This is a genomic window from Sphaerotilus hippei (assembly GCF_003201595.1).
Classification (GTDB): Bacteria; Pseudomonadota; Gammaproteobacteria; order Burkholderiales; family Burkholderiaceae_C; genus Sphaerotilus; species Sphaerotilus hippei.
On record NZ_QJJS01000009.1, the window covers coordinates 12,664 to 32,888 of the forward strand.

The following is a 20,225-nucleotide window of genomic DNA, read 5'->3' on the forward strand; positions in this document are numbered from 1 at the left end:
GTGCCCTCCTGGGTGATGAATCTGTCCTTTATCGGTTGCGCAGGCGCAGCGCATTGCCGATGACAGACACCGAACTCAGGCTCATGGCCAGCGCGGCGATCATGGGCGAGAGCAGCGAGCCGGTGAAGGGATACAGCAGCCCGGCGGCCAATGGAATGCCCAGGGCGTTGTAGACGAAGGCGAACCCCAGGTTCTGCTTCATGTTGGCCACGGTGGCCACCGAGAGTTCGCGCGCGGTGGCGATGCCGCGCAGATCCCCCTTGACCAGCGTGAGCTGGGCGCTGTTCATGGCCACGTCGGTGCCGGTGCCCATGGCAATGCCCACATCGGCGCGGGCCAGCGCCGGCGCGTCGTTGATGCCATCCCCCGCCATGGCCACCACGCGGCCCTCGGCCTGCAGCCGTTCCACGAGCCGGAGCTTGTCGGCCGGCTGGACCTCGCCGTGCACCTCGTCGATGCCCAGGCGATGGCCCACCGCATGCGCCGTGGTCAGACCGTCGCCCGTGGCCATCACAACGCGGATGCCTGCCTTGCGCAGCGATGCCAGGGCCTCGGCGGTGGTGGCCTTGACCGGGTCCGACACCGCCAGCAGGCCCGCCAGTTGCCGGTCCACGGCCAGGTACATGACGCTGGCGCCCTGGCTGCGCAGAGACTCTGCCTCTTTCGCCAGTGCTGCGGCGTCCACACCCAGTTGATCCATCAGGGCCGTGTTGCCCAAGGCCAGCGCCCGTTCGCCCACCACACCGTGCACGCCAATGCCCGACGCCGAGTCGAACTGCGCGGGCTTCTCCAGCACCAGCCCCTGCTGCCTGGCCGCCGCGACGATGGCGGCCGCCAGCGGATGTTCGCTGCCCTGGTCCAGGCTGGCCGCCAGCCGCAGCACCTCCGCATCCGTGTAGTCCGCCACGCCTAGGGCGCGCTCGAAGGTGGGCCGTCCTTCCGTCAGGGTGCCGGTCTTGTCCACGATCAGGGTGTCGACCTTGCGCAGGTTCTCGATGGCCGCCGCGTCGCGGAACAGCACGCCGTGGCCGGCGCCGCGGCCGGTGGCCACCATGATCGACATGGGCGTGGCCAGGCCCAGCGCACAGGGACAGGCGATGATGAGCACCGCCACCGCATTGATCAACGCATAGACCCAGCTGGGCTCCGGTCCCAGCCAGCCCCAGCCCAGGAAGGTGAGCGCCGCGATGCCCACCACGGCCAGCACGAAGGTGCCCGCCACCTGGTCGGCCATGCGCTGCATCGGCGCGCGCGAACGTTGGGCCATGGCCACCATCTGCACGATCTGGGACAGCACGGTGGCCGATCCCACGCGCTCCGAGCGCATGACAAGGGCCCCGCTGGTGTTGAGCGTGGCACCGATCAGCTTGTCCCCCACCTGCTTGCTGACCGGCAGCGGCTCGCCGGTGAGCATGGATTCGTCGAGGGCGCTGCGGCCTTCCACCACCACGCCATCCACCGGCACTTTCTCGCCCGGGCGCACCCGCAACAGGTCGCCGACGTGCACATGCGCCAGCGGCACGTCCTCTTCCTTCGCGTCGGAGCCGATCCGCCGCGCCGTCTTGGGCGCCAGCCCCAGCAGGGAACGGATGGCGGCCGAGGTCTGGGAGCGAGCCTTGAGCTCCAGCACCTGACCCAGCAGCGTGAGCGAGATGATCACCGCCGCGGCCTCGAAGTACACCGCCACCCGCCCCATGGACTGGAACGAGGCAGGGAAGGCCTGCGGTGCGACCGTGGCCGCGACGCTGTAGACGAACGCGGCCCCCGTGCCCAGGCCGATCAGGGTCCACATGTTGGGGCTGCGGTGCACCACCGACTGCCACCCCCGCACGAAGAAGGGCCAGCCCGCCCACAGGACGATCGGCGCGCTCAGCACCAGCTCGACCCAGCTCTGCACCGCCATGTCGAACCAGCCCAGCCGGTGCCCGGCCATCGCCAGCACCGTGACCACCACCGTGAGCGGCAGGGTGGCCCAGAACCGGCGCTGGAAATCCGCGAGTTCCGGGTTGTCCTGTTCCTCGGCCTCCGGCATCACCGGTTCCAGCGTCATGCCGCACTTGGGGCAGTTGCCCGGGTGCGGCTGGCGGATCTCGGGATGCATGGGGCAGGTGTAGACCGTGCCCGCTGGCAGGGGCACCGCAGGCGCCGCTGCGTGCGAATCGGCGACCGGGTGGTGGTGGTGCGGCGCATGCATGGGCCTGCTCCTATGGGGTCACGCTGATGCCGTTGGGGCCGGCACCCACCGGCACGGTGGCGACCGGCTTGTGCGCGACCAGGTCGATCACGGTGACCGTGTTGTCGTACAGGTTGCTCACATAGGCCTGCCGACCGTCCGCATCGACCACGACCCCGTGCGCACCCCGTCCAGTGCGGATGCTGGCGGTGACCTTGAAGGAGGTCAAGTCGATCACGCTCACCGTCCGCCCGGGGTTCTTGCGGCTGCCCTGGTTCGCCACCAACAGGCGCTGGCTGTCCGGGGTCGCAAACAGCTGGATGGGACCGTCTCCGACGGGGACCTTGCGCACCACTTCGTGGGTCTTCGGGTCGATGACGGCCACCCGGTCCTCCTGCGACAGCGACACGAACGCCAGGCGCCCGTCGCCGGTGAACCCCACCTGGGCCGGCCCCCGGCCCACGGGAATGCTCGCGACCTGCTGGCGACTGGCCGTGTCGATGACGGACACGGTGCCGCCCTTGAGGTTGGCCACATAGGCCTGCCGCCCGTCCGGGCTCAGCCGGATGCCATGCGGGAACGCCCCGGTGGCGATGGTGGCCACCTCCTTCATCGCCGCGGCGTCCACCACGCTGACGGTGTTGTCACTACCGTTGGCCACGTAGACCCAGCGGCCGTCCGGGGACACCACCACGTGCGCGGGATGCTTGCCGACCGGCACCTTGCCAACCACCGTGTCGGTGGCGGTGTCGATGGCCCAGACCTCCCCAGGAGTGGTCATGGCGGCGTGTGCGGCGCCCGACATCCCCTGGTGGCCCGCGTGGCCGGCGTCGGCCGGTGGCGTTCCGTTGTTGGTCACCCAGACCCGCTGCCCGTCGGCGGTGGCCTGGACGTTGTGCGCGCCTGCGCCGACGGTGACGGTGCGCACGGTCTGGCGGGTGTCGGTCGCGATCACGCTGACCGTGCCGTCGGTTTCATTTGCGACGTACACCTTGGGCGCGGCCAGGGCGGCGGAGATCCCGCCCAGGGCGAGGCAGGCGGACAACAGGGTGAATCGCATGGGATAGTTTCGGATGTTCATGTGGGTTCCTCAAGCCTTGACCTGGTAGCGAAGCATCATTCCCGCTTCGGCGTGTTCCAGCGTGTGGCAGTGAAAGACATAGTCCTGATCGCCGGCGTGGGGGTGCGAGAAGTCGATGGCGACCTTCACCGACTCGCCCGGCCAGACCTGCAGGGTGTCCACCACCCCCAGGTCTTGCGGCAGCAGGCCGCGAGCGCCGGCCAGGGGGCGGATCTGTGCCGGGCTGCCCCGGCGTTCAAGCACCCGGAACGAAAAGCCGTGCAGGTGCATGGGGTGCGGCATGCTGCGTTCGGCGTTCTCGATCAACCAGGTCTCGCGCGCGCCCCGCTGCACGGTCAACGCCACGGTCGCGTGGTCGAACACCCCGCCATTGATGGTCCAGTGGCCCTGGCCGTCGTGACCCAGCCGCATGCGGCGCGGCGTGCCCGCCGGTTCGACCGGTGTGGCGAGGCTGGACAGCCGGGAGGGCATGCGCCGGTCATAGGGCACTCCGGCTGCCGCCAGGTCAATACGCATCAGTGCCCTCGCATCGCCTTCCATCGCCATGGCGGCGGGCGCGGCGGCACCGAGGGCCGCGCCGTGCTGGCTGTGGTCCATCGCCGCCATATCGTGTCCACCCTCCTGGTGCATCGGGTCGAAAGGCAGCGAGGCCAGGGTCACCGGCCGACCGCCTTCGGCTTCCCGGAAGTCCACCAGCACATCCAGCCGCTGACCGGGCGAAAGGAAGGTCTGTTCGATGCGCACGGGCTGGGCCAGCAATCCACCGTCCGTGCCCGCCAAGTAAAAGCCCAGGGCTCGGCCTTGTTGCAGGAACGCCAGCCGGTAGCTGCGCGCGTTGCTGCCGTTAAGGATGCGAAAGCGCACGATGCGGCGCCCCGCCTTGAGCACCGGACGCTCGGTCAGGTTGACCATCAGCCGGCTGCCCACCCAGCCACCAAAAGACTGGGCGGCGCTGGGCGCGTACTGGAGACGTCCCTGTGCATCGAATTCCTTGTCCTGCAGCACCAGCGGGATCTCGGACTCACCCAGCGCCAGCGCCAGTTCCTTGCGCAGGGCGGCCTCGTCGTCGTCCTCGACGAAGAACAGGCTGGCCAGCCCGTGGTAAGCCTGCCGGGGAATGAAGCCGTGCGCATGGGGGTGGTACCAGTACATCGAGGACCGGTCCTGCACGGTGAAGGCGTAGTCCATCTGCTGACCCGGTGCCACCACGTGGAGCCCGTTGCCGTCGTTGCGCGAATCCACGCTCAGGCCGTGCCAGTGAACGACGGTGGGCTGATCGATGCGGTTGATCAGCTTGACCCGCATCTGATCGCCCTGTCGGGCCAGCAGCGCCGGGTTGAGGAATTTCTTGCCGCCCGACTCCACGGCATAGGCCAGGACGGGGGTGCGCTGCCCCGGCAGCACCTCGATCTCGCTGCGGACCACATGGACCTCCTTGAAGTCCGTCACGGGCAGCACCCCGAAGAGGCCACTGGTGCCCGGCAGGCGCAAGGGGTTGGAGAAGCCCGTCGCCTGCGCTTCAAGGCGCAGGACCTCGTCGGTAGAAAGGCCTGACGGCGTGGCTGAGGCGGCCCAGGCGCCCGGGCAGGCTGCTGCTGCCCCCAGCGCGCCCATGCCGCCCAGAAACTGCCGCCGTGAAGAAATCGACATCACACAATCTCCTGAACTGAATACGAAAACAGGAACAGCGTCAGAACGTCGGCGCGATCACTGGGCGCCGGGTTTGGCGGGCGATGGCGGCATGCGCTGCATCATCATTTCCATCATGTTTTGCATCATGTCCATGCGCATCTCCATCATTTGATGACGCTGTGTCAGGTCCGGCGTGGCCGCGCCCGGGGCACCCATTCCATGCATGCCCGACATGCCAGCCATACCGCCCATGGGCTTCATGGCCTTCATCATGTCCATGCCCTCTTGCATGGCCTTCATGTGCTCGGCCATCAGCGCCTCGCGTTCGGCCGGTGTCTTGGTGGCCGCCATCTTTGTGCGCAACGACTGCATCGTGGCCATGTGCTCTTGCATGTGTTGCTGCATCTGCGGCATCGACGACATGCCCATGGGCATGCTTGCCTGGGGTGTGGCCGGCTGGGTTGCGGTGCTGGCCGCCGGGGTGGAAGGGTGGTGCTGGGCGTGGTCGGCTGGTTGCTGCGCTGCGGCCGAGAACGCCGCACCGGCGACAGCCACGGACAGAAGGGTTCGGATCAAGGCGGACATGTCGATTTCCTTTCGTGACAGAACGCATAGCGAAATGCCATGGCGTCACTGTAGGAATCGGCCCGGGTCGCCAAGATGACCCGGAGATGACAAAAAAGTCAGGTTCAGCGTTGCGAACGCTGGCTCGCCTGGCGGTTGAGCTCGTCGTGCTGGGACCGGATTTCGGAAGGCCACTGGGACTTGATCCAGGACAGCACGGCCACGATGTCGGCATCGCTGAGCGAATCGCCAAAGGCGGGCATGTTGGTGGCGTAGTCGGGCATGCCAACGGCCTTCGCCACCCCTTCCTTGGTGATGCGAATCAGCACATCGTCCGGGTGGTGCCAGGTGTGGCCGCTTGCATCGTGGGGAGGTGCAGGCAATCGCCCATCGGCGCCTCTTTCGCGCCAGTTGGCTTGCCCCTCCAGATGGACGCCGTGGCAGCTCGCGCAGCGGGCCTGATAAATCAGCGCCCCCTGTTTGAGCATCGCGGCGTCATCCATGCGAAGCATCCCGACAGGAACTGGCTGGAAGCGGTCCGCAGATCGCCACCATAGAAAGGCTGCGGTCGTCCCGGCGAGTGCCAGGACGACCGCAGTTGAACGGAGGAAACCTACGCGCTGAAGAATCACTTCGCTGGCTGGATGTCGGTCACCGTCATCTGACCGTTTTCGTTGGTGGCCATGAACTGGATCTTGGCGCCGACGCTGGTCTTGTCCAACAAGGCCTTGTCCTTGGCCACGAAGACCATGGTCATGCCGGGCATATCCATGTGCTTGATGTCTCCATGCTTGATGGTGATCTTGCCGGCGTCCTTGTCGATCTTGCGCACCTCGCCGTCGGTCATGCCGGGTGCTGCCGCCATGCCCATTTTCCCGTGGTCCATGTTCATCTGCGCAAACACAGGATTGCCGGTCAGGGCCGAGATGGCCAATGCGGTGGTGCTCAGAACCAGTTTCAAATTCATTGTTACTCCTTGAGTGGGTGAAGCAAATGCTGTGCTTGATCGAAATCCAGTTACTTGACAGCCACCTTGACCTGGCCTTTCATACCGGCCTCGTAGTGACCCACATGCAAGCAGGCGAAGTTCACCACACCGGGCTTGGTGAAGCGCCAGATCACTTCACCCTGTTTGCCAGGCTTGAGCGAGATCTTGTTGGCTTCTTCGTGCTCCATGGTCGGAAACTTCTTCATGACTTCGTAGTGCTCCTTGAGTTCCTTTTCCGTGCCGAGGCTGAACTCGTGCGGCACCTTGCCGGAATTCTTGATGACAAAACGGATGGTTTCGCCTTTCTTCACCGACACATTCGACGGCGTAAACCGCATACTGTCTGCGGCGTCCACCTCGATCGTGCGCGTGACATTGGCTGCAACGCCCGGTTCACCGATAGGCGATTCATCGTGCCCACCGCCATGGGTGCCACCAGCGAAAGCGGCCGATGCGGCCAATGCTGCAACAGCGAAAACGGAGCCGGCGCGGGAAGCGAAGTTGAACTTGAGGGATTTCATGGTTGTCCTTTGGGTTTTGGTTGGGGAACCGGTTGAGGGAAAACAGTGGTGAGGCGTGCAATGGCGCATTTCAGTGGGACATGCCCTTGGCGGTGGGTTTGATCGCGGTGGCGGCAGCCGGTGTCGTGTCAGCGCTGGCCGCAGGGCGCGGCGTCGGGGGTAGTGCTCCGTTCCATTCGTAGGCCACGGTGCCCTCCGGGAACTTGTACGGCCCCGGGTCTTCGTAGTCACCTGGTTTCTGGTCCTTGCGCACCTTGAAGACCGTGAACATGCCGCCCATTTCCAGCGGGCCGAACTGGCCGGTGCCGGTCATCATGGGCGCTGTGTTGTCGGGAATCGGCATCTGCATTTCGCCCATGTCGGCCATGCCGCGTTCACCCATGAGCATGTAGTCGGGCGCGACCTTCTGGATCTTCTTGACCAGACCCCGGTGGTCCACGCCGATCATGGTCGGCACATCGTGGCCCATGGCGTTCATGGTGTGGTGGCTCTTGTGGCAGTGCATGGCCCAGTCGCCTTCTTCGTCGGCGATCAGCTCGATCTGGCGCATCTGCCCCACGGCCACGTCGGTGGTGACTTCGTACCAGCGGGTGCTGGGTGGGGTCGGTCCGCCGTCGGTGCCTGTGACCAGGAACTCGTGGCCGTGCAGGTGGATCGGGTGGTTGGTCATGGTGAGGTTGCCCACCCGGATGCGCACGCGGTCGTTCAGGCGCACGTTGAGCGTGTCGATGGCTGGGAACACCCGGCTGTTCCAGCACCAGATGTTGAAGTCGGTCATGGTGTTGACCTTGGGCGTCTTGCTGCCAGGCTCCACGTCGAAGGCGTTGAGCAGGAAGCAGAAGTCGCGGTCCACCTCGCTGATGTGCGGGTGTTTGGCCTTGGGGTGGGTCACCCACATGCCCATCATGCCCATGGCCATCTGCACCATCTCGTCGGCGTGCGGGTGGTACATGAAGGTGCCAGGGCGCCGAGCCTCGAACTCGTAGACATAAGTCTTGCCCACTGGAATGGCGCGCTGATTCAACCCCCCCACGCCGTCCATGCCGCTGGGCAGGCGCTGGCCGTGCCAGTGGATGGTGGTGTGCTCGGGCAGCTTGTTGGTCACGAAGATGCGCACGCGGTCGCCCTCCACCACCTCGATGGTCGGGCCTGGGCTCTGACCGTTGTAGCCCCACATGTTGACCTTGAAGCCCGGCGAGACCTCGCGCACCACCGGCTCGGCCACCAGGTGGAATTCCTTGACGCCTTTGTTCATGCGCCAGGGCAGCGTCCAGCCGTTGAGCGTGACCACCGGGTTGTAGGGTCGGCCGGACTGTGGCACCAGCGGCGGCGCGGTGTCGACCGAAGTCTGGATGACCGGCTCGGGCAAGCCAGCCAAAGCAGAGCGGGCCACGGCCAGGCCGGCCACGGAGGCGGCGGCACCGGCGAAGAACTGTCGTCTGGAGTTGGTAGGGGTGTTGGTCATGTGATGTGTCCTTTCAATGCGCTGCTGCTGCCGGAGCCTCGCCACCGGCGCCGCCCAGATTCACAAAACTGTCGGGCTCTCCGCCCTGCAAGACCCACTGCAGATCGGCCTCGGCCAGCCAGAAGTCGCGCTGTGCACCGATTGCATCCACAGTGGCCTGAGACTGGTTGCGCACCTCGTCCAGCAGGTCCCAGACACTCTTGAGCATGCCGTTGTAGTGCAGCACAGTCTCTTCGGTGATGAACTCACGGGTCTTCAGGATGTCGCCCTGGCTGTCCTGCGCCAAGGTGTGGGCGGCCCAATAAACGTTCATGGCTGACTTCGATAGCGCACGGTTGCGCAGGCTTTCTGCATCTGGCAACTGGTTGCGAACAGCATCACCGCGCTTTTGCAGGTCCGCTGCCGCCATGGGTTGCGCCGGGATGGCAGGCAACTGGTCTGGCAACACAAAGCCATCCTGAAGACCCGTTTGCCCCATCGTCTTGACCAGATTGGCCTGCGCCTGGGCGGCGGCTTGCTGCGCTCGCCTCATATTCATGCGTGCGTTGGAGGCGGCCAGTTGTACGGGAGACAGTTGCAGCTTGCTCCAGTTGCCCACCGTCACCATACGCTGCCCCAGCTCATAGGCCGCCTGGGCAGCCTCCAGCATGTCACGCTGATGCTTCAGGACCTGCTGGGCGGCCACAGCGTCAATCCAGGCTTTGCGCCCCGCCGCAGCCACCTCCAGCACCTCGCCGGTATCTTCGACGCGGCGCTGCAGGCTGGGGTCGAGTTCCGTCCAACGGCCCTCAGCGATCAGTTGCTCGTGCTTAGGACCCAACCGAGCCAACGCACGGGCCAGATCGCGATGCACCATCCAGGCCATGCGAACCGCTACCTCTGCGGTGGGGATGGCAACTCCCATGGTGCTGCTCGGCGTAACGGCGGCGACGCTCACGTTGGTCTGCTCCCACTTGAGTACGTCGGCATGGCCGCGCTTGAACACTCCCACTGCGTCATTGGCACGGCGCCAGTCGGCCTCCTGCGTCGGGCTGGCCGTCTGCGCAGCCAGCGCGAATGGGACGACCAACAGGCCTGCCACCAGCAGCTGGCTTGTGGCTCGATAACTGAACAAAGGTTTCACTGCAATCGCTCCTTTTGATGCGGATCAAGTGGTGCGGATTCTGGCGAGGCGAGTTCGTCACTTCCCTGTCGGTCAGATTACAAAAATGTCAGCTTTTGTCGCGCCCGCCTCGATACGGGCAAACTCGAGGTCAGGAGAACGTGAACGTGAAAATTCTGATCGTCGAAGATGAGCCCAAAGCGGGTGACTACCTCAGACAAGGCCTGCGCGAGGCCGGCTTTGCCGTGGAACTCGTCACCAACGGTGTGGACGGTCTGCACCATGGCCTGGAGGGGGACCACGATCTGGTGATCCTGGATGTCATGCTGCCAGGCATGGACGGGTGGCAGGTGCTCAAGAACCTGCGCAGCCAGGGACGGCAAATGCCCGTGCTGTTCCTCACGGCACGCGATCAGGTCGAGGACCGCGTCAAGGGGCTGGAACTGGGCGCAGACGACTACCTGGTCAAACCGTTTTCGTTCGCCGAACTACTGGCGCGGGTGCGCACCATCCTGCGCCGAGGCCGATCGGGCATGGAGGCCACCACACTGCAGGTGGCCGACTTGGAACTGGACCTGCTGCGCCGACGCGTGAGCCGATCCGGCAAGCGCATCGACCTCACCGCCAAGGAGTTCGGCCTGCTGGAGCTGCTGATGCGTCGGCAGGGCGAGGTGCTGCCCCGCTCCCTGATCGCGTCCCAGGTCTGGGACATGAACTTCGACAGCGACACCAACGTGATCGAGGTCGCCATGCGCCGCCTGCGGGCCAAGGTGGACGACCCGTTCGAGCCGCGGTTGATACAGACCGTTCGTGGCATGGGGTATGTGCTGGAAGCCCCCGAGGGCGCACGTTGATGCCGGGGCGGCTCTCGCTCACCGCGCGGCTGACCGCGTTCTATACCCTGGTGTCCGCGGCGGTGTTGGTCGGCATGGGCGTCCTGGTGTCGTTGGCCACCGAGCGGCACTTTGTCGAACTGGATCACGACTACCTCAAAGACAAGATCGGACTGGTCCAGAAGATCGTCCGGGAGTCGCCTTCGCAGGTCGAACTGTCCGGCCGGCTGGATGAGCTGCTGAACAGCCACCATGGGCTTTTTGTCGATCTGCGACAAGGTGATCGGCTGGTGTATGGACAGGAGGCTGCCAGCTTTCCCAAGGGCCTGCCCACCGCGGACTCGGGGGCCGATCCGGTGGACTGGTCAGTGGGGCCTCAAACGCTCAGAGGGCTGTCGGCTCAGGCCGAGGCCCCTGCGCTGCCCGACGTCGCCTCGCAAGCGACGATGCAGCTCAGGATCGCAGTGGACACGGCACACCATGCGCACTTCCTGCAGGCGCTGCGTCAGACGCTGATGCTGTACCTGCTGGGCGCCATCCTGGTCAGTGGCCTGCTGGGCTGGTGGGCGGCGCGCCGAGGGCTGGCGCCGCTGCGGGTGATGAAGGAGCGCGCCATGACCGTCACGGCTCAGAAGCTGGACCAGCGAATGCCGGTGCAAGCGGTGCCGGCGGAGTTCGCCGACCTGGCGCAGAGCCTGAACAACATGCTGGAGCGCCTGCAATCCGACTTCGCGCGGCTGCAGGAGTTTTCCAGCGACCTGGCGCACGAACTGCGTACCCCCATCAACAATCTGCTGACCCAGACCCAGGTGTCACTGGCCCAGAAACGGGATGCGAACGCCTATCAGGACATCCTCGCCTCCAACGCCGAAGAGTTCCAGCGGCTGGCCCGCATGGTGTCCGACATGCTGTTTCTGGCCAAGACGGAACACGGCATCGAATTGCCCAACCCGGAAGCGATATCGCTGGACCAGGAAACACAGGCGCTGTTCGAGTTCTACGATGCGGTGGCTGATGAAAAGCGTATCCGGCTATCACTCACCGGCCAAGCGGTGGTCATGGGCGACCGGCTGATGTTGCGGCGTGCGATCGGCAACCTGCTGTCCAATGCGCTGCGGCACTCACCGACCGATGCCGAGGTGGCGGTGATGATCGAGCAGCAGGGTGCGAACACCACGCTGAGCCTCACCAACCAAGGGGTCACCATTTCGCCCGAGGTGCTGCCGAGGCTGTTCGACCGCTTCTTCCGGGTGGACAAATCACGCAGCCACCCGGACTCCGACGGTGCCGGCCTGGGCTTGTCGATTACCCAAGCCATCATGGCGGCCCATGGCGGTGCCGTGACAGCCAGTTCGAGCAACGGCATCACCACTTTCTGCCTCGTGTTTCCCGGCTCAGTTGCAGGTTGACTGACGCTTGGAATGACCGGTCACATCGATAGCGAACGTTCAACTGGCAAGTTCGAGCGACAGCAGCCAGCCTGAAGCGGCCAATGCCGGTACGGCGGTCAGGCAACGCCCCGACAGCGGCGATTCACAGAAACCGGGGCGGTTCAGGCTTGCCAAGCGGACATCCCTGCATCAGACACTGGCTAGACTGGCGCCCCGCAGCCCGTGCTCCTGTCCATGAAGAACCGCATTCCCACCCACCCGGCTGCCGTGCTGGCCCTGGCGTTTCTGGCCACCATCGCGGTGGGCACGGCGCTGCTGATGCTGCCCTGGGCCAGCGCCAGCGGCCAGAGCGCACCGTGGCTCACGGCGCTGTTCACGGCCACCTCGGCGGTGTGCGTGACCGGGCTGGTGGTGGTGGACACCGGCACCTACTGGAGCCCGCTGGGCCAGGGGCTGGTGATGGCGCTGTTCCAGCTGGGCGGCTTCGGGATGATGACCTCGGCCACGCTGATGGGCCTGCTGATCGGCGGGCACATGAAGCTGCGCACGCGCTTGCTGCTGCAGTCGGAAACCCACGCGCTCTCGCTGGGCGACGTGCGCTCGGTGGCGCGCATGGTGCTGGTGGTGACGGTGCTGGTGGAGGGCGTGGTGGCGCTGTGGCTGGCGGCCCGCTTCGCCACGACGATGGGTCTGGGCTGGCGCGAGGCGCTGTGGCAGGGTGCGTTCCACTCGGTGTCGGCCTACAACAACGCGGGGTTCTCGACCTGGCCCGACAACGTGATGCGCCACGTGACGGACGGCTGGGTGCTGGCGCCGCTGATGCTGGCCATCGTGGTGGGCGGGCTGGGGTTTCCGGTCATCACCGAGCTGTGGGCCCACCGGCGCAAGCGGCACGCGCGCTGGTCGATCCACACCACGCTCACGGTGTGGGGCTCGGTGGTGCTGGTGGTGGGGGGCACGCTGGCGCTGTGGCTGGTGGAGCGCGACAACCCCAAGACCCTGGGTGCGCTGGGTTGGGCGGACCAGTGGCTGGCGGCGCTGTTCACCTCGGTCTCGGCGCGCACGGCGGGCTTCAACGCGGTGGACATCGCCGCGCTGGAGATGGAGTCGCTGGTGCTGCATTGCGTGCTGATGTTCATCGGCGGGGGCAGCGCGGGCACGGCCGGCGGCGTGAAGGTGACCACGGTGTTCCTGCTGCTGCTGATCGTCTGGAGCGAGATCCGCGGCCAGGCCGACGTGGAGCTGCGCGGTCGGCGCATCGGCACGCAGGTGCAGCGCCAGGCGCTGTCCATCCTGGTGCTCAGCGGCGCGGCGGTGTCGCTGGGGATGCTGCTCATCATCCCGATGGCCGACCACCTGCCGCTGGAGAAACTGATGTTCGAGGTGGTGTCGGCCTTTGCCACGGTGGGCCTGTCCGCCGGCATCACGGCCGAGCTGCCGCCCGCCGCCCAGGGCGTGCTGATCGCGCTCATGTACGCCGGCCGCGTCGGCGTGGTCACGCTGGCGCTGGCGCTGGCGGTCAACCAGGTACCCAGGGCGTACCGATATCCCGAGGAGAAACCGATTGTTGGATAAGTCCCATCTGAAGAAGAGCGACAGCGTGGTCGTGATCGGCCTGGGGCGCTTCGGCGCCGCCGTGGCGCGCGCGCTGGTGGCCGCAGGGCACGAGGTGCTGGCCATGGACGCCGACGAGGCGGTGGTGCAGGAGCTGGCGCATGAATTGCCCCACGTGGTCAGGGCCGATTCGACCGATCTGCAGGCGCTGCAACAGCTGTCGGTGACGGACTTCTCGCACGCGGTGGTGAGCATCGGCGCCAACCTGGAGTGCAGCGTGCTGACGGTGCTGAACCTGGCGCAGATGGGCATGAAGGACATCTGGGCCAAGGCCAACAGCCCGCAGCACGGGCGCATCGCCGAGCGGGTGGGCGCGCACCACGTGGTCTACCCCGAGGCGGACATGGGCGAGCGCGTGGCGCACCTGGTGACGGGCAAGATGATGGACTTCATCGAGTTCGACGACGGTTTTGCCATCGCCAAGACGCGCGCGCCGATGGAGACGCACCACAAGAGCCTGGCCGCGTCGAACGTGCGCAGCAAGCACGGCATCACGGTGGTGGGCATCAAGCGCCGACACCAGGACTTCATCTACGCCAAGCCCGAGACCGAGATCAAGCCCGGCGACCACCTGATCCTGGCCGGGCCGACGCCGCTGATCGAGAAGTTCGCGGCGCTGTACTGATCGGCGCGCACGGAGGCAGCCTCACCGGGCGACGCCCACCGCGCCGCTGCCCGACGAAGGATGGTCAGCACCACGTCAGCCCACCGTGATCCAGGAAAGCGGCCTTTCCGCCGGGATGATCGAGCCATCACGGCCCCCGGTCACGGCGGACACTGGCCACACGCCATGGATCGGCGCGCCGTCGGGCGACTTTCGCGCCGACGCCTCGATCCCGAGGCTTGACGTTCGCTGATTCATGGACCTGCTGGCCTCCTTTTTTCTGCTCGACCGCTCCTCGCCCGACCTGCTGCTCGACAGCACCCACGATCCGTGGCTGGTGGGGCTGTCGGTGCTGATGGCGGTGATCACGTCCTACGTGGCGCTGTCGCTGTCGGACCGGGCCCGCGAGACGCCGAACCGCCAGCTGCGCGTGGCGGCGCTGGCGGCCGGGGCGCTCAGCCTGGGCGGCGGGGTCTGGACCATGCACTTCATCGGCATGCTGGCCTTCCAGTTCTGCAACCGGGTGGACTACGACCCGCTGTGGACGCTGGGCTCGATGCTGCCTTCGCTGGGCGCGGCCTGGGAGGCGCTGCGCGGGCTCACCCGCCGGCGGGTGTCGGTGCGCAAGCTGATGCTGGGCGGGGTGTGGATGGGCGTGGGCATCGGCCTGATGCACTACGGCGGCATGGCCGCGGTGCGCTCGTCGGCGCAGCTGCGCTACGACCCGGCCTGGTTCGTGGCGTCCCTCGTGGTGGCGGTGGCGCTGTCCATGCTGGCGCTGTTCCTGCACCATGCGCTCAGGCGCGACCTGCGCCTGGACCACCGCGTGCGCACGCTGCTGACGGCCGCCATCCTGGGCGGCGCGATCAGCGGCATGCACTACACCGCGATGGGCGCGGCACGTTTCATCGGCTTCGCCGACGCGCAGGCACGGGCGCCGATGCATGTGGAGCTGGCCGTGGGCGTCGCGCTGATCGCGCTGGTGGTGAGCGTCACGGCCGTGGGGCTGAACGCCGCGCTGGTGCAGCGCCAGCTCCAGCGCGACCGGGTGCGCAGCGAGGTGCGACTGCAGGCGCTGGTCGACACCGCGGTCGACGGCGTGGTGCGCATGGATGGCGCGGGCGTGATCGTGGCGGCCAACCATGCGGCCGAACTGATCTTCGGCCCCGCGCAGTCGGCGCTGGTGGGTCAGGCCCTGGCCGGGCTGGTGCCGGCGCTGGCGCAGCAGGCCGAGCATTTCGCCGGCGTGATCGAATGCTGTGCCCGCCGCAGCGACGGCCAGAAGATGATGCTGCGGCTGGCCATCGGCCACAGCGACCTGGACGGGGAACGGCAGAGCGTGGCGTTCGTGACCGACATCACCGAAGCGCGGCGCCGCCAGGCCGAGATCGAGGGCGTGCAGGCGGCCATCCAGCGGGCGCTGGTGGTGGTCGAGTTCGACCTGGACGGCCACATCCTGAGCGCCAACGAGGCCTTCCTGGCGCTGACGGGTCACACGACCGAGTCCCTGATCGGCCGGCACCACCGCATGCTCTGCCTCGAGCCGGAAGCCGCGAGCGACGCCTATGCCGAGCACTGGGCCGCGCTGCGCCGCGGCGAGTTCCGCACCGGCGACTTCGAGCGGGTGGGCCGCGACGGCCGGCACATCTGGATCCACGCCACCTACAACCCCATCCTCGACGCCGACGGGCGGCCGCTGCGCATCGTCAAGTTCATCAACGACCTGACCGGACGCCACGCGATGGAGCAGGACCTGCGCCAGGCCAAGGGCCGCGCCGAGCAGGCCGCGGCGGCCAAGAGCACCTTCCTGGCCAACATGAGCCACGAGATCCGCACGCCGATGAACGCCATCATCGGCTTCAGCGAGGTGGCGCTCGAGGGCCGGCTCGACGCCGACGCGCGCCAGCACCTGCAGATCATCCACCGCTCGGCACGCTCGCTGCTGGGCCTGCTCAACGACATCCTCGACACCGCCAAGCTCGACCACGGCGCGGTGGAGCTGGAGCAGCGCGACTTCTCGCTGCGCCAGCTGTGCGGCGACGTGCTGGCAACGATGCGCATCGGTGCCGAACGCAAGGGCCTGCTGCTGTCGCTCGAGATCGACGAGGCCGTGCCCGCCTTCCACCGCGGCGACCCGCTGCGCCTGCAGCAGATCCTGCTCAACCTGGTGGGCAACGCGGTCAAGTTCACCGAGCGGGGCTCGGTCACGCTCGCGGCGCGGGCGCTGGACGGCGGCGCGCTGGAGCTGTCGGTGCAGGACACCGGCATCGGCATCGCGGCCGACCGCATCGAGCGCATCTTCGACCCGTTCGCGCAGGCGGATGCCTCGATGACCCGCCGCTTCGGCGGCACCGGCCTGGGCACCACCATCGCCCGCCAGCTGGTGGAGCTGATGGGCGGCGGGATCGGCGTGACCAGCACGCCCGGCCAGGGCAGCCGCTTCTGGATCCAGCTGCCGCTGGCCGAGGGCCGGCCGCCGGCCCGCGGCAGCGGCACCGCCATGGCCGTGGCGGCCGCGGCGCTGCCGCCGCTGCGCATCCTGGCCGCCGATGACGTGCCCGAGAACCTGAGCCTGCTGGAGCTGCGGCTGGGGGCGATGGGCCACACGATCGAGGTCGCGCGCGACGGCCGCGAGGCGCTGGAGCGCCTGAAGGCCGGCGGCTTCGACCTGGCCCTGCTGGACGTGCAGATGCCCCACCTCGACGGCCTGCAGGCCTGCCGGCTGTTCAGGGACCACGAGGCGGCCCACGCCAGCACGCGCCTGCCCGTGATCGCGCTCACCGCCAGCGCCAGCGACGACGACCGGTCGCTGACCGGCGACGCCGGCATGGACGGCTTCGTGGTCAAGCCGATCGACTGGCCGGTGCTGCTGGGCGAGATGGCGCGGGTGCTGGGGGTGACGGTCGAGCCCGTCGATGGCGCCATGCCGGCCACGGCCGACCCGGCCACGCCCCCGCTGCCCGAGGCGGTGGACGGGCCGCAGATGCTCGCCCGCTGGGGCGATGCAGGCCTGTGGAGCGACCAGTTGCGGCGCTTCCTGGCCACCACGCTGCAGGCCTGGGCAGCGACGGCCCCGGACGCGGCCTTCGCCCACCGGCTGCGGGGCGCCTGCGCGAATTTTGCCCTGGTGGACCTGGCCGCCGCCTGCACGGCGCTGGAGCACGAGCACACGCCGGACGCGCGGGCCTGGCAGGCGCTGCACGCCCGGCTGGCGGCCCTGCAGGTCGCCATGCCGGCGCCGGTGGCCACGCCCGAGCCCGCCGACGCCGTGCCCGCCTGGCCCGGCGCCGCGGCCGCGACCCTGATCGAGGCCCTGGCACGTGGCGAGCTGCCCGAGGCGGCCTGTGGCCAGGTGCTCGAGGCCCTGCCCGGCCCGCTGCGCGAGCGCCTGCGCGAGGCCCTCGACGGTTTTGATTTCGACACGGCGCGGACCCTGATCACGCGCCACGCACAGGAGATGGCATGACCACGCCCCCCACTTCGCCAGCGGACCGCCCGTCCGTGGACCTGCGCCCTCGCCTGCTGCTGGTGGACGACGAGCCGGCCAATCTGCAGGTGCTGCGCCTGATCCTGCAGAAGGACTACCGGCTGGCCTTCGCGCGCGACGGCGAGAAGGCGCTGGAGCTGGCCGCGCAGGAACCGCCGGACCTGGTGCTGCTGGACGTGATGATGCCCGGCCTGAGCGGGCTGGACGTGTGCCGCCAGCTGCGCGCGCAGGCCGCCACGCGGCATGTGCCGGTGATCTTCGTGACCGCGCTGTCCGACCCGCAGCACGAGGCCGAGGGCTTCGACGCCGGCGCGGTCGACTACATCACCAAGCCGGTCAGCGGCCCGATCGTGCTGGCCCGGGTGCGCAACCACCTGTCGCTGGTGGCCGCGGAGGCGCTGCGCGCCAGCCGGCTGGCCATCGTGCAGTGCCTCGGGCGCGCGGGGGAATACCGCGACAACGAGACCGGCCTGCACGTGATGCGCATGAGCCACTTCGCGCAGCTGGTGGGCCGCGCCATGGGCATGAGCGACAGCCAGGCGGACGACCTGCTCAACGCCGCCGCGCTGCACGACGTCGGCAAGATCGGCATTCCCGACGCCATCCTGCTCAAGCCCGGAGCGCTCGACGAGGCCGAATGGGCCCACATGCGGCGCCATCCGGCCATGGGTGCCGAGATCATCGGCGAGCACCCCGACGCCATGCTGCAGATGGCCCGCCGCGTGGCCCTGTGCCACCACGAGAAATGGGACGGCAGCGGCTACCCGCAGGGCCTGGCCGGCACCGACATCCCGCTCGAGGCGCGCATCGTCGCGCTGGCCGACGTGTTCGACGCGCTCACCAGCGTGCGGCCCTACAAGCCGGCCTGGGAGATCGAGCGCGCCGTGGCGCTGCTGCAGGAGCAGTCGGGCCGCCACTTCGACCCCGAGGTGGTGCGCCACTTCATCGCCAACCTGCCCGCCGCGCTGGTGATCCGCGAGCGCTGGGCCGATCGCTGAGCGGCAGATCGGGCGTGGATCAGGCGTCGATCAGCGCCGGATCCCAGGCGAACACCGTCTGCCGCTGGTCGCCCAGCTTCTCGATGCCCAGCGTGATGACGTCGCCGGCCCGCAGGAACTCGGGCGCGGGCTTGCGGCCCATGCCCACGCCCGGCGGCGTGCCGGTGGTGATCACGTCACCCGGCTCCAGCGTCATGAAACGGCTCAGGTAGCTCACGATCTGCGCCACCGTGAAGATCATCGTGCGGGTGTTGCCGGTCTGCTTGCGCACGCCGTTGACGTCCAGCCACATGGCCAGGTTCTGCGGGTCGCCCACCTCGTCGGCGGTCACCAGCCACGGGCCGATCGGGCCGAAGGTGTCGCAGCCCTTGCCCTTGTCCCAGCTGCCGCCACGCTCGAGCTGGTACTCACGCTCGGACAGGTCGTTGATGGTGCAGTAGCCGGCCACGTGCCGGAGCGCGTCGGCCTCGCTGACGCAGCGCGCGCGGCTGCCGATCACCACGCCCAGTTCCACCTCCCAGTCGGACTTGACCGAGCCCTGCGGCAGCACCACCGGGTGCTCGCAGCCCACGGCGCAGCTCGCGGCCTTGGTGAAGACCACCGGCTCGGCCGGCGCGGCCATGCCGGCTTCGGCGGCGTGGTCGGCGTAGTTCAGGCCGATGGCGATGAACTTGCCCAGGCCGGCCCAGGGCACGGCCAGGCGGCCCTGCGGCACCACGGCCAGCGTGGCGGGATCGACGCTGGCCAGCGCGGCCAGGCCGGCGGGCGAGAGCTGGGCCGGGCCGATGTCGGCCAGCAGCGGGCTGAGGTCACGCACCGTGCCGTCGCTGTGCAGCAGGGCGGGCTTTTCCTGGCCCTTGGGGCCGTGGCGGAGGAGTTTCATCGGAGGTTCCAGTCGGGTCGGTGAGGATGCGCACGAACGTGCGATGACAGAAGCGCAAGCGCAGGCCCGACCGCGCCGCAACGGCGCGGCGGCCACGGCAGGATCAGATCGCCCAGCCGCCGTCGATCAGCTGGGTCGTGCCGGTGGTGAAGGACGATTCGTCGCTGGCGAGGTAGACGGCCAGCGCGGCGATCTCCTCGGCGCGGCCCAGCCGGCCCATCGGCTGACGGGCCATGAAGGCGGCCTGCACCGCCTCGATGGTCTGGCCGCCGGCCTGCGCCTGCTCGGCCATGCGCTGCTGCAGCGAGGGCGACATCACCGTGCCCGGGCAGATCGCGTTGCAGCGGATGCCGCGGGTCACGTAGTCGGCGGCCACCGACTTGGTCAGCCCCACCACCGCGGCCTTGGTGGCCATGTAGATGAAGCGATTCGGCGCGCCCTTGAGCGCACCGACGATCGAGGCCACGTTGATGATCGAGCCGCCGCCCTGGGCCAGCATGCCGGGCAGGAAGGCCTTGATCAGGCGGTACTGCGAGCGCACGTTGAGGTCGAAGGCGAGGTCCCATTCGGCGTCGGTGCTGTCGAGCACCGTGCCGGCGTGCACGATGCCCGCGCCGTTGAACAGCACCTGGATCGCGCCGGTGGCCTCGGCCAGCGCGCTGACGGCGGCCGCGTCGGTGACGTCGAGGCGGTGGGTGGTGCAGCCGGTCTCGGCGCGCAGCGAGTCGAGCGCCTCGGCGTTGATGTCGGTGGCGATCACGCGCGCGCCCTCGGCGGCGAAGGCGATGGCCGTGGCGCGGCCGATGCCCTGTCCGGCGGCGGTGATGAAGGCGGTCTTGCCGGCGAGTCGCAGTGTCATGGGAATCTTTCGGGGGGGGGGTCGACGAGG

At 68.0% G+C, this 20,225-nt stretch carries 17 protein-coding genes; 6 read left to right on the top strand and 11 right to left on the bottom strand.

Translation table 11 applies throughout. The annotated features are described in order from the left end of the window. Nucleotides 1-28 precede the first annotated feature (28 nt). The 9 genes from C7444_RS10860 to C7444_RS10900 form a co-directional block, all read right to left on the bottom strand. Nucleotides 29-2,194, bottom strand: coding sequence for a copper-transporting P-type ATPase (locus C7444_RS10860; protein WP_110400888.1), 2,166 nt, complete (start codon nt 2,192-2,194; stop codon nt 29-31). A 10-nt stretch (nt 2,195-2,204) separates the two neighbouring features. After that, nucleotides 2,205-3,254, bottom strand: a complete 1,050-nt coding sequence (locus C7444_RS10865; RefSeq protein ID WP_244908973.1) for a YVTN family beta-propeller repeat protein — start codon at nt 3,252-3,254, stop codon at nt 2,205-2,207. Between the two features lie 9 nt (nt 3,255-3,263). Next, complete coding sequence (locus C7444_RS10870) at nt 3,264-4,904, bottom strand: multicopper oxidase family protein (protein WP_110400889.1); 1,641 nt, start codon at nt 4,902-4,904, stop codon at nt 3,264-3,266. A gap of 57 nt (nt 4,905-4,961) precedes the next feature. Continuing rightward, nucleotides 4,962-5,471, bottom strand: a complete 510-nt coding sequence (locus C7444_RS10875) for a hypothetical protein (protein WP_110400890.1) — start codon at nt 5,469-5,471, stop codon at nt 4,962-4,964. 104 nt (nt 5,472-5,575) lie between these two features. Further along, the gene (locus C7444_RS10880) at nt 5,576-5,953 is read right to left on the bottom strand and encodes a c-type cytochrome (protein ID WP_310732628.1); all 378 of its coding nucleotides are present in this window, start codon (nt 5,951-5,953) and stop codon (nt 5,576-5,578) included. A 125-nt stretch (nt 5,954-6,078) separates the two neighbouring features. Next, entirely contained in the window at nt 6,079-6,417 is a 339-nt protein-coding gene (locus tag C7444_RS10885; protein WP_110400892.1) for a copper-binding protein, read from the bottom strand. Between the two features lie 50 nt (nt 6,418-6,467). Next, the gene (locus C7444_RS10890) at nt 6,468-6,959 is read right to left on the bottom strand and encodes a cupredoxin domain-containing protein (RefSeq protein ID WP_110400893.1); all 492 of its coding nucleotides are present in this window, start codon (nt 6,957-6,959) and stop codon (nt 6,468-6,470) included. A gap of 70 nt (nt 6,960-7,029) precedes the next feature. Continuing rightward, the gene (locus C7444_RS10895) at nt 7,030-8,424 is read right to left on the bottom strand and encodes a multicopper oxidase family protein (RefSeq protein WP_110400894.1); all 1,395 of its coding nucleotides are present in this window, start codon (nt 8,422-8,424) and stop codon (nt 7,030-7,032) included. Between the two features lie 13 nt (nt 8,425-8,437). Beyond that, the gene (locus C7444_RS10900) at nt 8,438-9,547 is read right to left on the bottom strand and encodes a TolC family protein (protein ID WP_146219374.1); all 1,110 of its coding nucleotides are present in this window, start codon (nt 9,545-9,547) and stop codon (nt 8,438-8,440) included. A 146-nt stretch (nt 9,548-9,693) separates the two neighbouring features. Between C7444_RS10900 and C7444_RS10905 the strand changes: the two genes are divergently transcribed. The 6 genes from C7444_RS10905 to C7444_RS10930 all read left to right on the top strand — a co-directional run bounded on the left by C7444_RS10905 (nt 9,694) and on the right by C7444_RS10930 (nt 18,453). Continuing rightward, on the top strand, nt 9,694-10,380 hold the full coding sequence (locus C7444_RS10905) for a heavy metal response regulator transcription factor (protein ID WP_110401018.1): 687 nt from the start codon (nt 9,694-9,696) through the stop codon (nt 10,378-10,380). Further along, complete coding sequence (locus tag C7444_RS10910; RefSeq protein ID WP_110400896.1) at nt 10,380-11,768, top strand: heavy metal sensor histidine kinase; 1,389 nt, start codon at nt 10,380-10,382, stop codon at nt 11,766-11,768. Before C7444_RS10905 ends, C7444_RS10910 begins: the two co-directional genes overlap by 1 nt. 216 nt (nt 11,769-11,984) lie before the next feature. Beyond that, nucleotides 11,985-13,325 (top strand): TrkH family potassium uptake protein, encoded by a 1,341-nt coding sequence (locus C7444_RS10915; protein WP_110400897.1) that lies wholly within the window; start codon nt 11,985-11,987, stop codon nt 13,323-13,325. Further along, on the top strand, nt 13,318-13,989 hold the full coding sequence (locus tag C7444_RS10920) for a potassium channel family protein (protein WP_245909513.1): 672 nt from the start codon (nt 13,318-13,320) through the stop codon (nt 13,987-13,989). Before C7444_RS10915 ends, C7444_RS10920 begins: the two co-directional genes overlap by 8 nt. Before the next feature lie 235 nt (nt 13,990-14,224). Beyond that, nucleotides 14,225-17,434: an MHYT domain-containing protein gene (locus C7444_RS10925; RefSeq protein ID WP_110400899.1), complete on the top strand. Its 3,210-nt coding sequence runs from the start codon at nt 14,225-14,227 to the stop codon at nt 17,432-17,434. Further along, nucleotides 17,431-18,453 carry an HD-GYP domain-containing protein gene (locus C7444_RS10930; protein WP_110400900.1) on the top strand — a complete coding sequence of 341 codons (1,023 nt, stop codon included), beginning with the start codon at nt 17,431-17,433 and terminating at the stop codon, nt 18,451-18,453. The genes C7444_RS10925 and C7444_RS10930 overlap by 4 nt, the downstream gene beginning before the upstream one ends. A gap of 19 nt (nt 18,454-18,472) precedes the next feature. Here the strand turns inward: C7444_RS10930 and C7444_RS10935 are convergent, their stop codons facing one another. Then, nucleotides 18,473-19,336 (bottom strand): fumarylacetoacetate hydrolase family protein, encoded by an 864-nt coding sequence (locus tag C7444_RS10935; RefSeq protein WP_110400901.1) that lies wholly within the window; start codon nt 19,334-19,336, stop codon nt 18,473-18,475. 103 nt (nt 19,337-19,439) lie between these two features. Further along, nucleotides 19,440-20,195 (bottom strand): SDR family oxidoreductase, encoded by a 756-nt coding sequence (locus C7444_RS10940; protein ID WP_110400902.1) that lies wholly within the window; start codon nt 20,193-20,195, stop codon nt 19,440-19,442. Between the last annotated feature and the right edge of the window lie 30 nt (nt 20,196-20,225).

Coding starts and splice junctions, on each gene's coding strand:
- C7444_RS10860 (WP_110400888.1), bottom strand. CDS start 2,194: ATGCATGCGCCGCACCACCACCACCCGGTCGCCGATTCGCACGCAGCG.
- C7444_RS10865 (WP_244908973.1), bottom strand. CDS start 3,254: ATGAACATCCGAAACTATCCCATGCGATTCACCCTGTTGTCCGCCTGC.
- C7444_RS10870 (WP_110400889.1), bottom strand. CDS start 4,904: ATGTCGATTTCTTCACGGCGGCAGTTTCTGGGCGGCATGGGCGCGCTG.
- C7444_RS10875 (WP_110400890.1), bottom strand. CDS start 5,471: ATGTCCGCCTTGATCCGAACCCTTCTGTCCGTGGCTGTCGCCGGTGCG.
- C7444_RS10880 (WP_310732628.1), bottom strand. CDS start 5,953: ATGGATGACGCCGCGATGCTCAAACAGGGGGCGCTGATTTATCAGGCC.
- C7444_RS10885 (WP_110400892.1), bottom strand. CDS start 6,417: ATGAATTTGAAACTGGTTCTGAGCACCACCGCATTGGCCATCTCGGCC.
- C7444_RS10890 (WP_110400893.1), bottom strand. CDS start 6,959: ATGAAATCCCTCAAGTTCAACTTCGCTTCCCGCGCCGGCTCCGTTTTC.
- C7444_RS10895 (WP_110400894.1), bottom strand. CDS start 8,424: ATGACCAACACCCCTACCAACTCCAGACGACAGTTCTTCGCCGGTGCC.
- C7444_RS10910 (WP_110400896.1), top strand. CDS start 10,380: ATGCCGGGGCGGCTCTCGCTCACCGCGCGGCTGACCGCGTTCTATACC.
- C7444_RS10915 (WP_110400897.1), top strand. CDS start 11,985: ATGAAGAACCGCATTCCCACCCACCCGGCTGCCGTGCTGGCCCTGGCG.
- C7444_RS10925 (WP_110400899.1), top strand. CDS start 14,225: ATGGACCTGCTGGCCTCCTTTTTTCTGCTCGACCGCTCCTCGCCCGAC.
- C7444_RS10930 (WP_110400900.1), top strand. CDS start 17,431: ATGACCACGCCCCCCACTTCGCCAGCGGACCGCCCGTCCGTGGACCTG.
- C7444_RS10935 (WP_110400901.1), bottom strand. CDS start 19,336: ATGAAACTCCTCCGCCACGGCCCCAAGGGCCAGGAAAAGCCCGCCCTG.
- C7444_RS10940 (WP_110400902.1), bottom strand. CDS start 20,195: ATGACACTGCGACTCGCCGGCAAGACCGCCTTCATCACCGCCGCCGGA.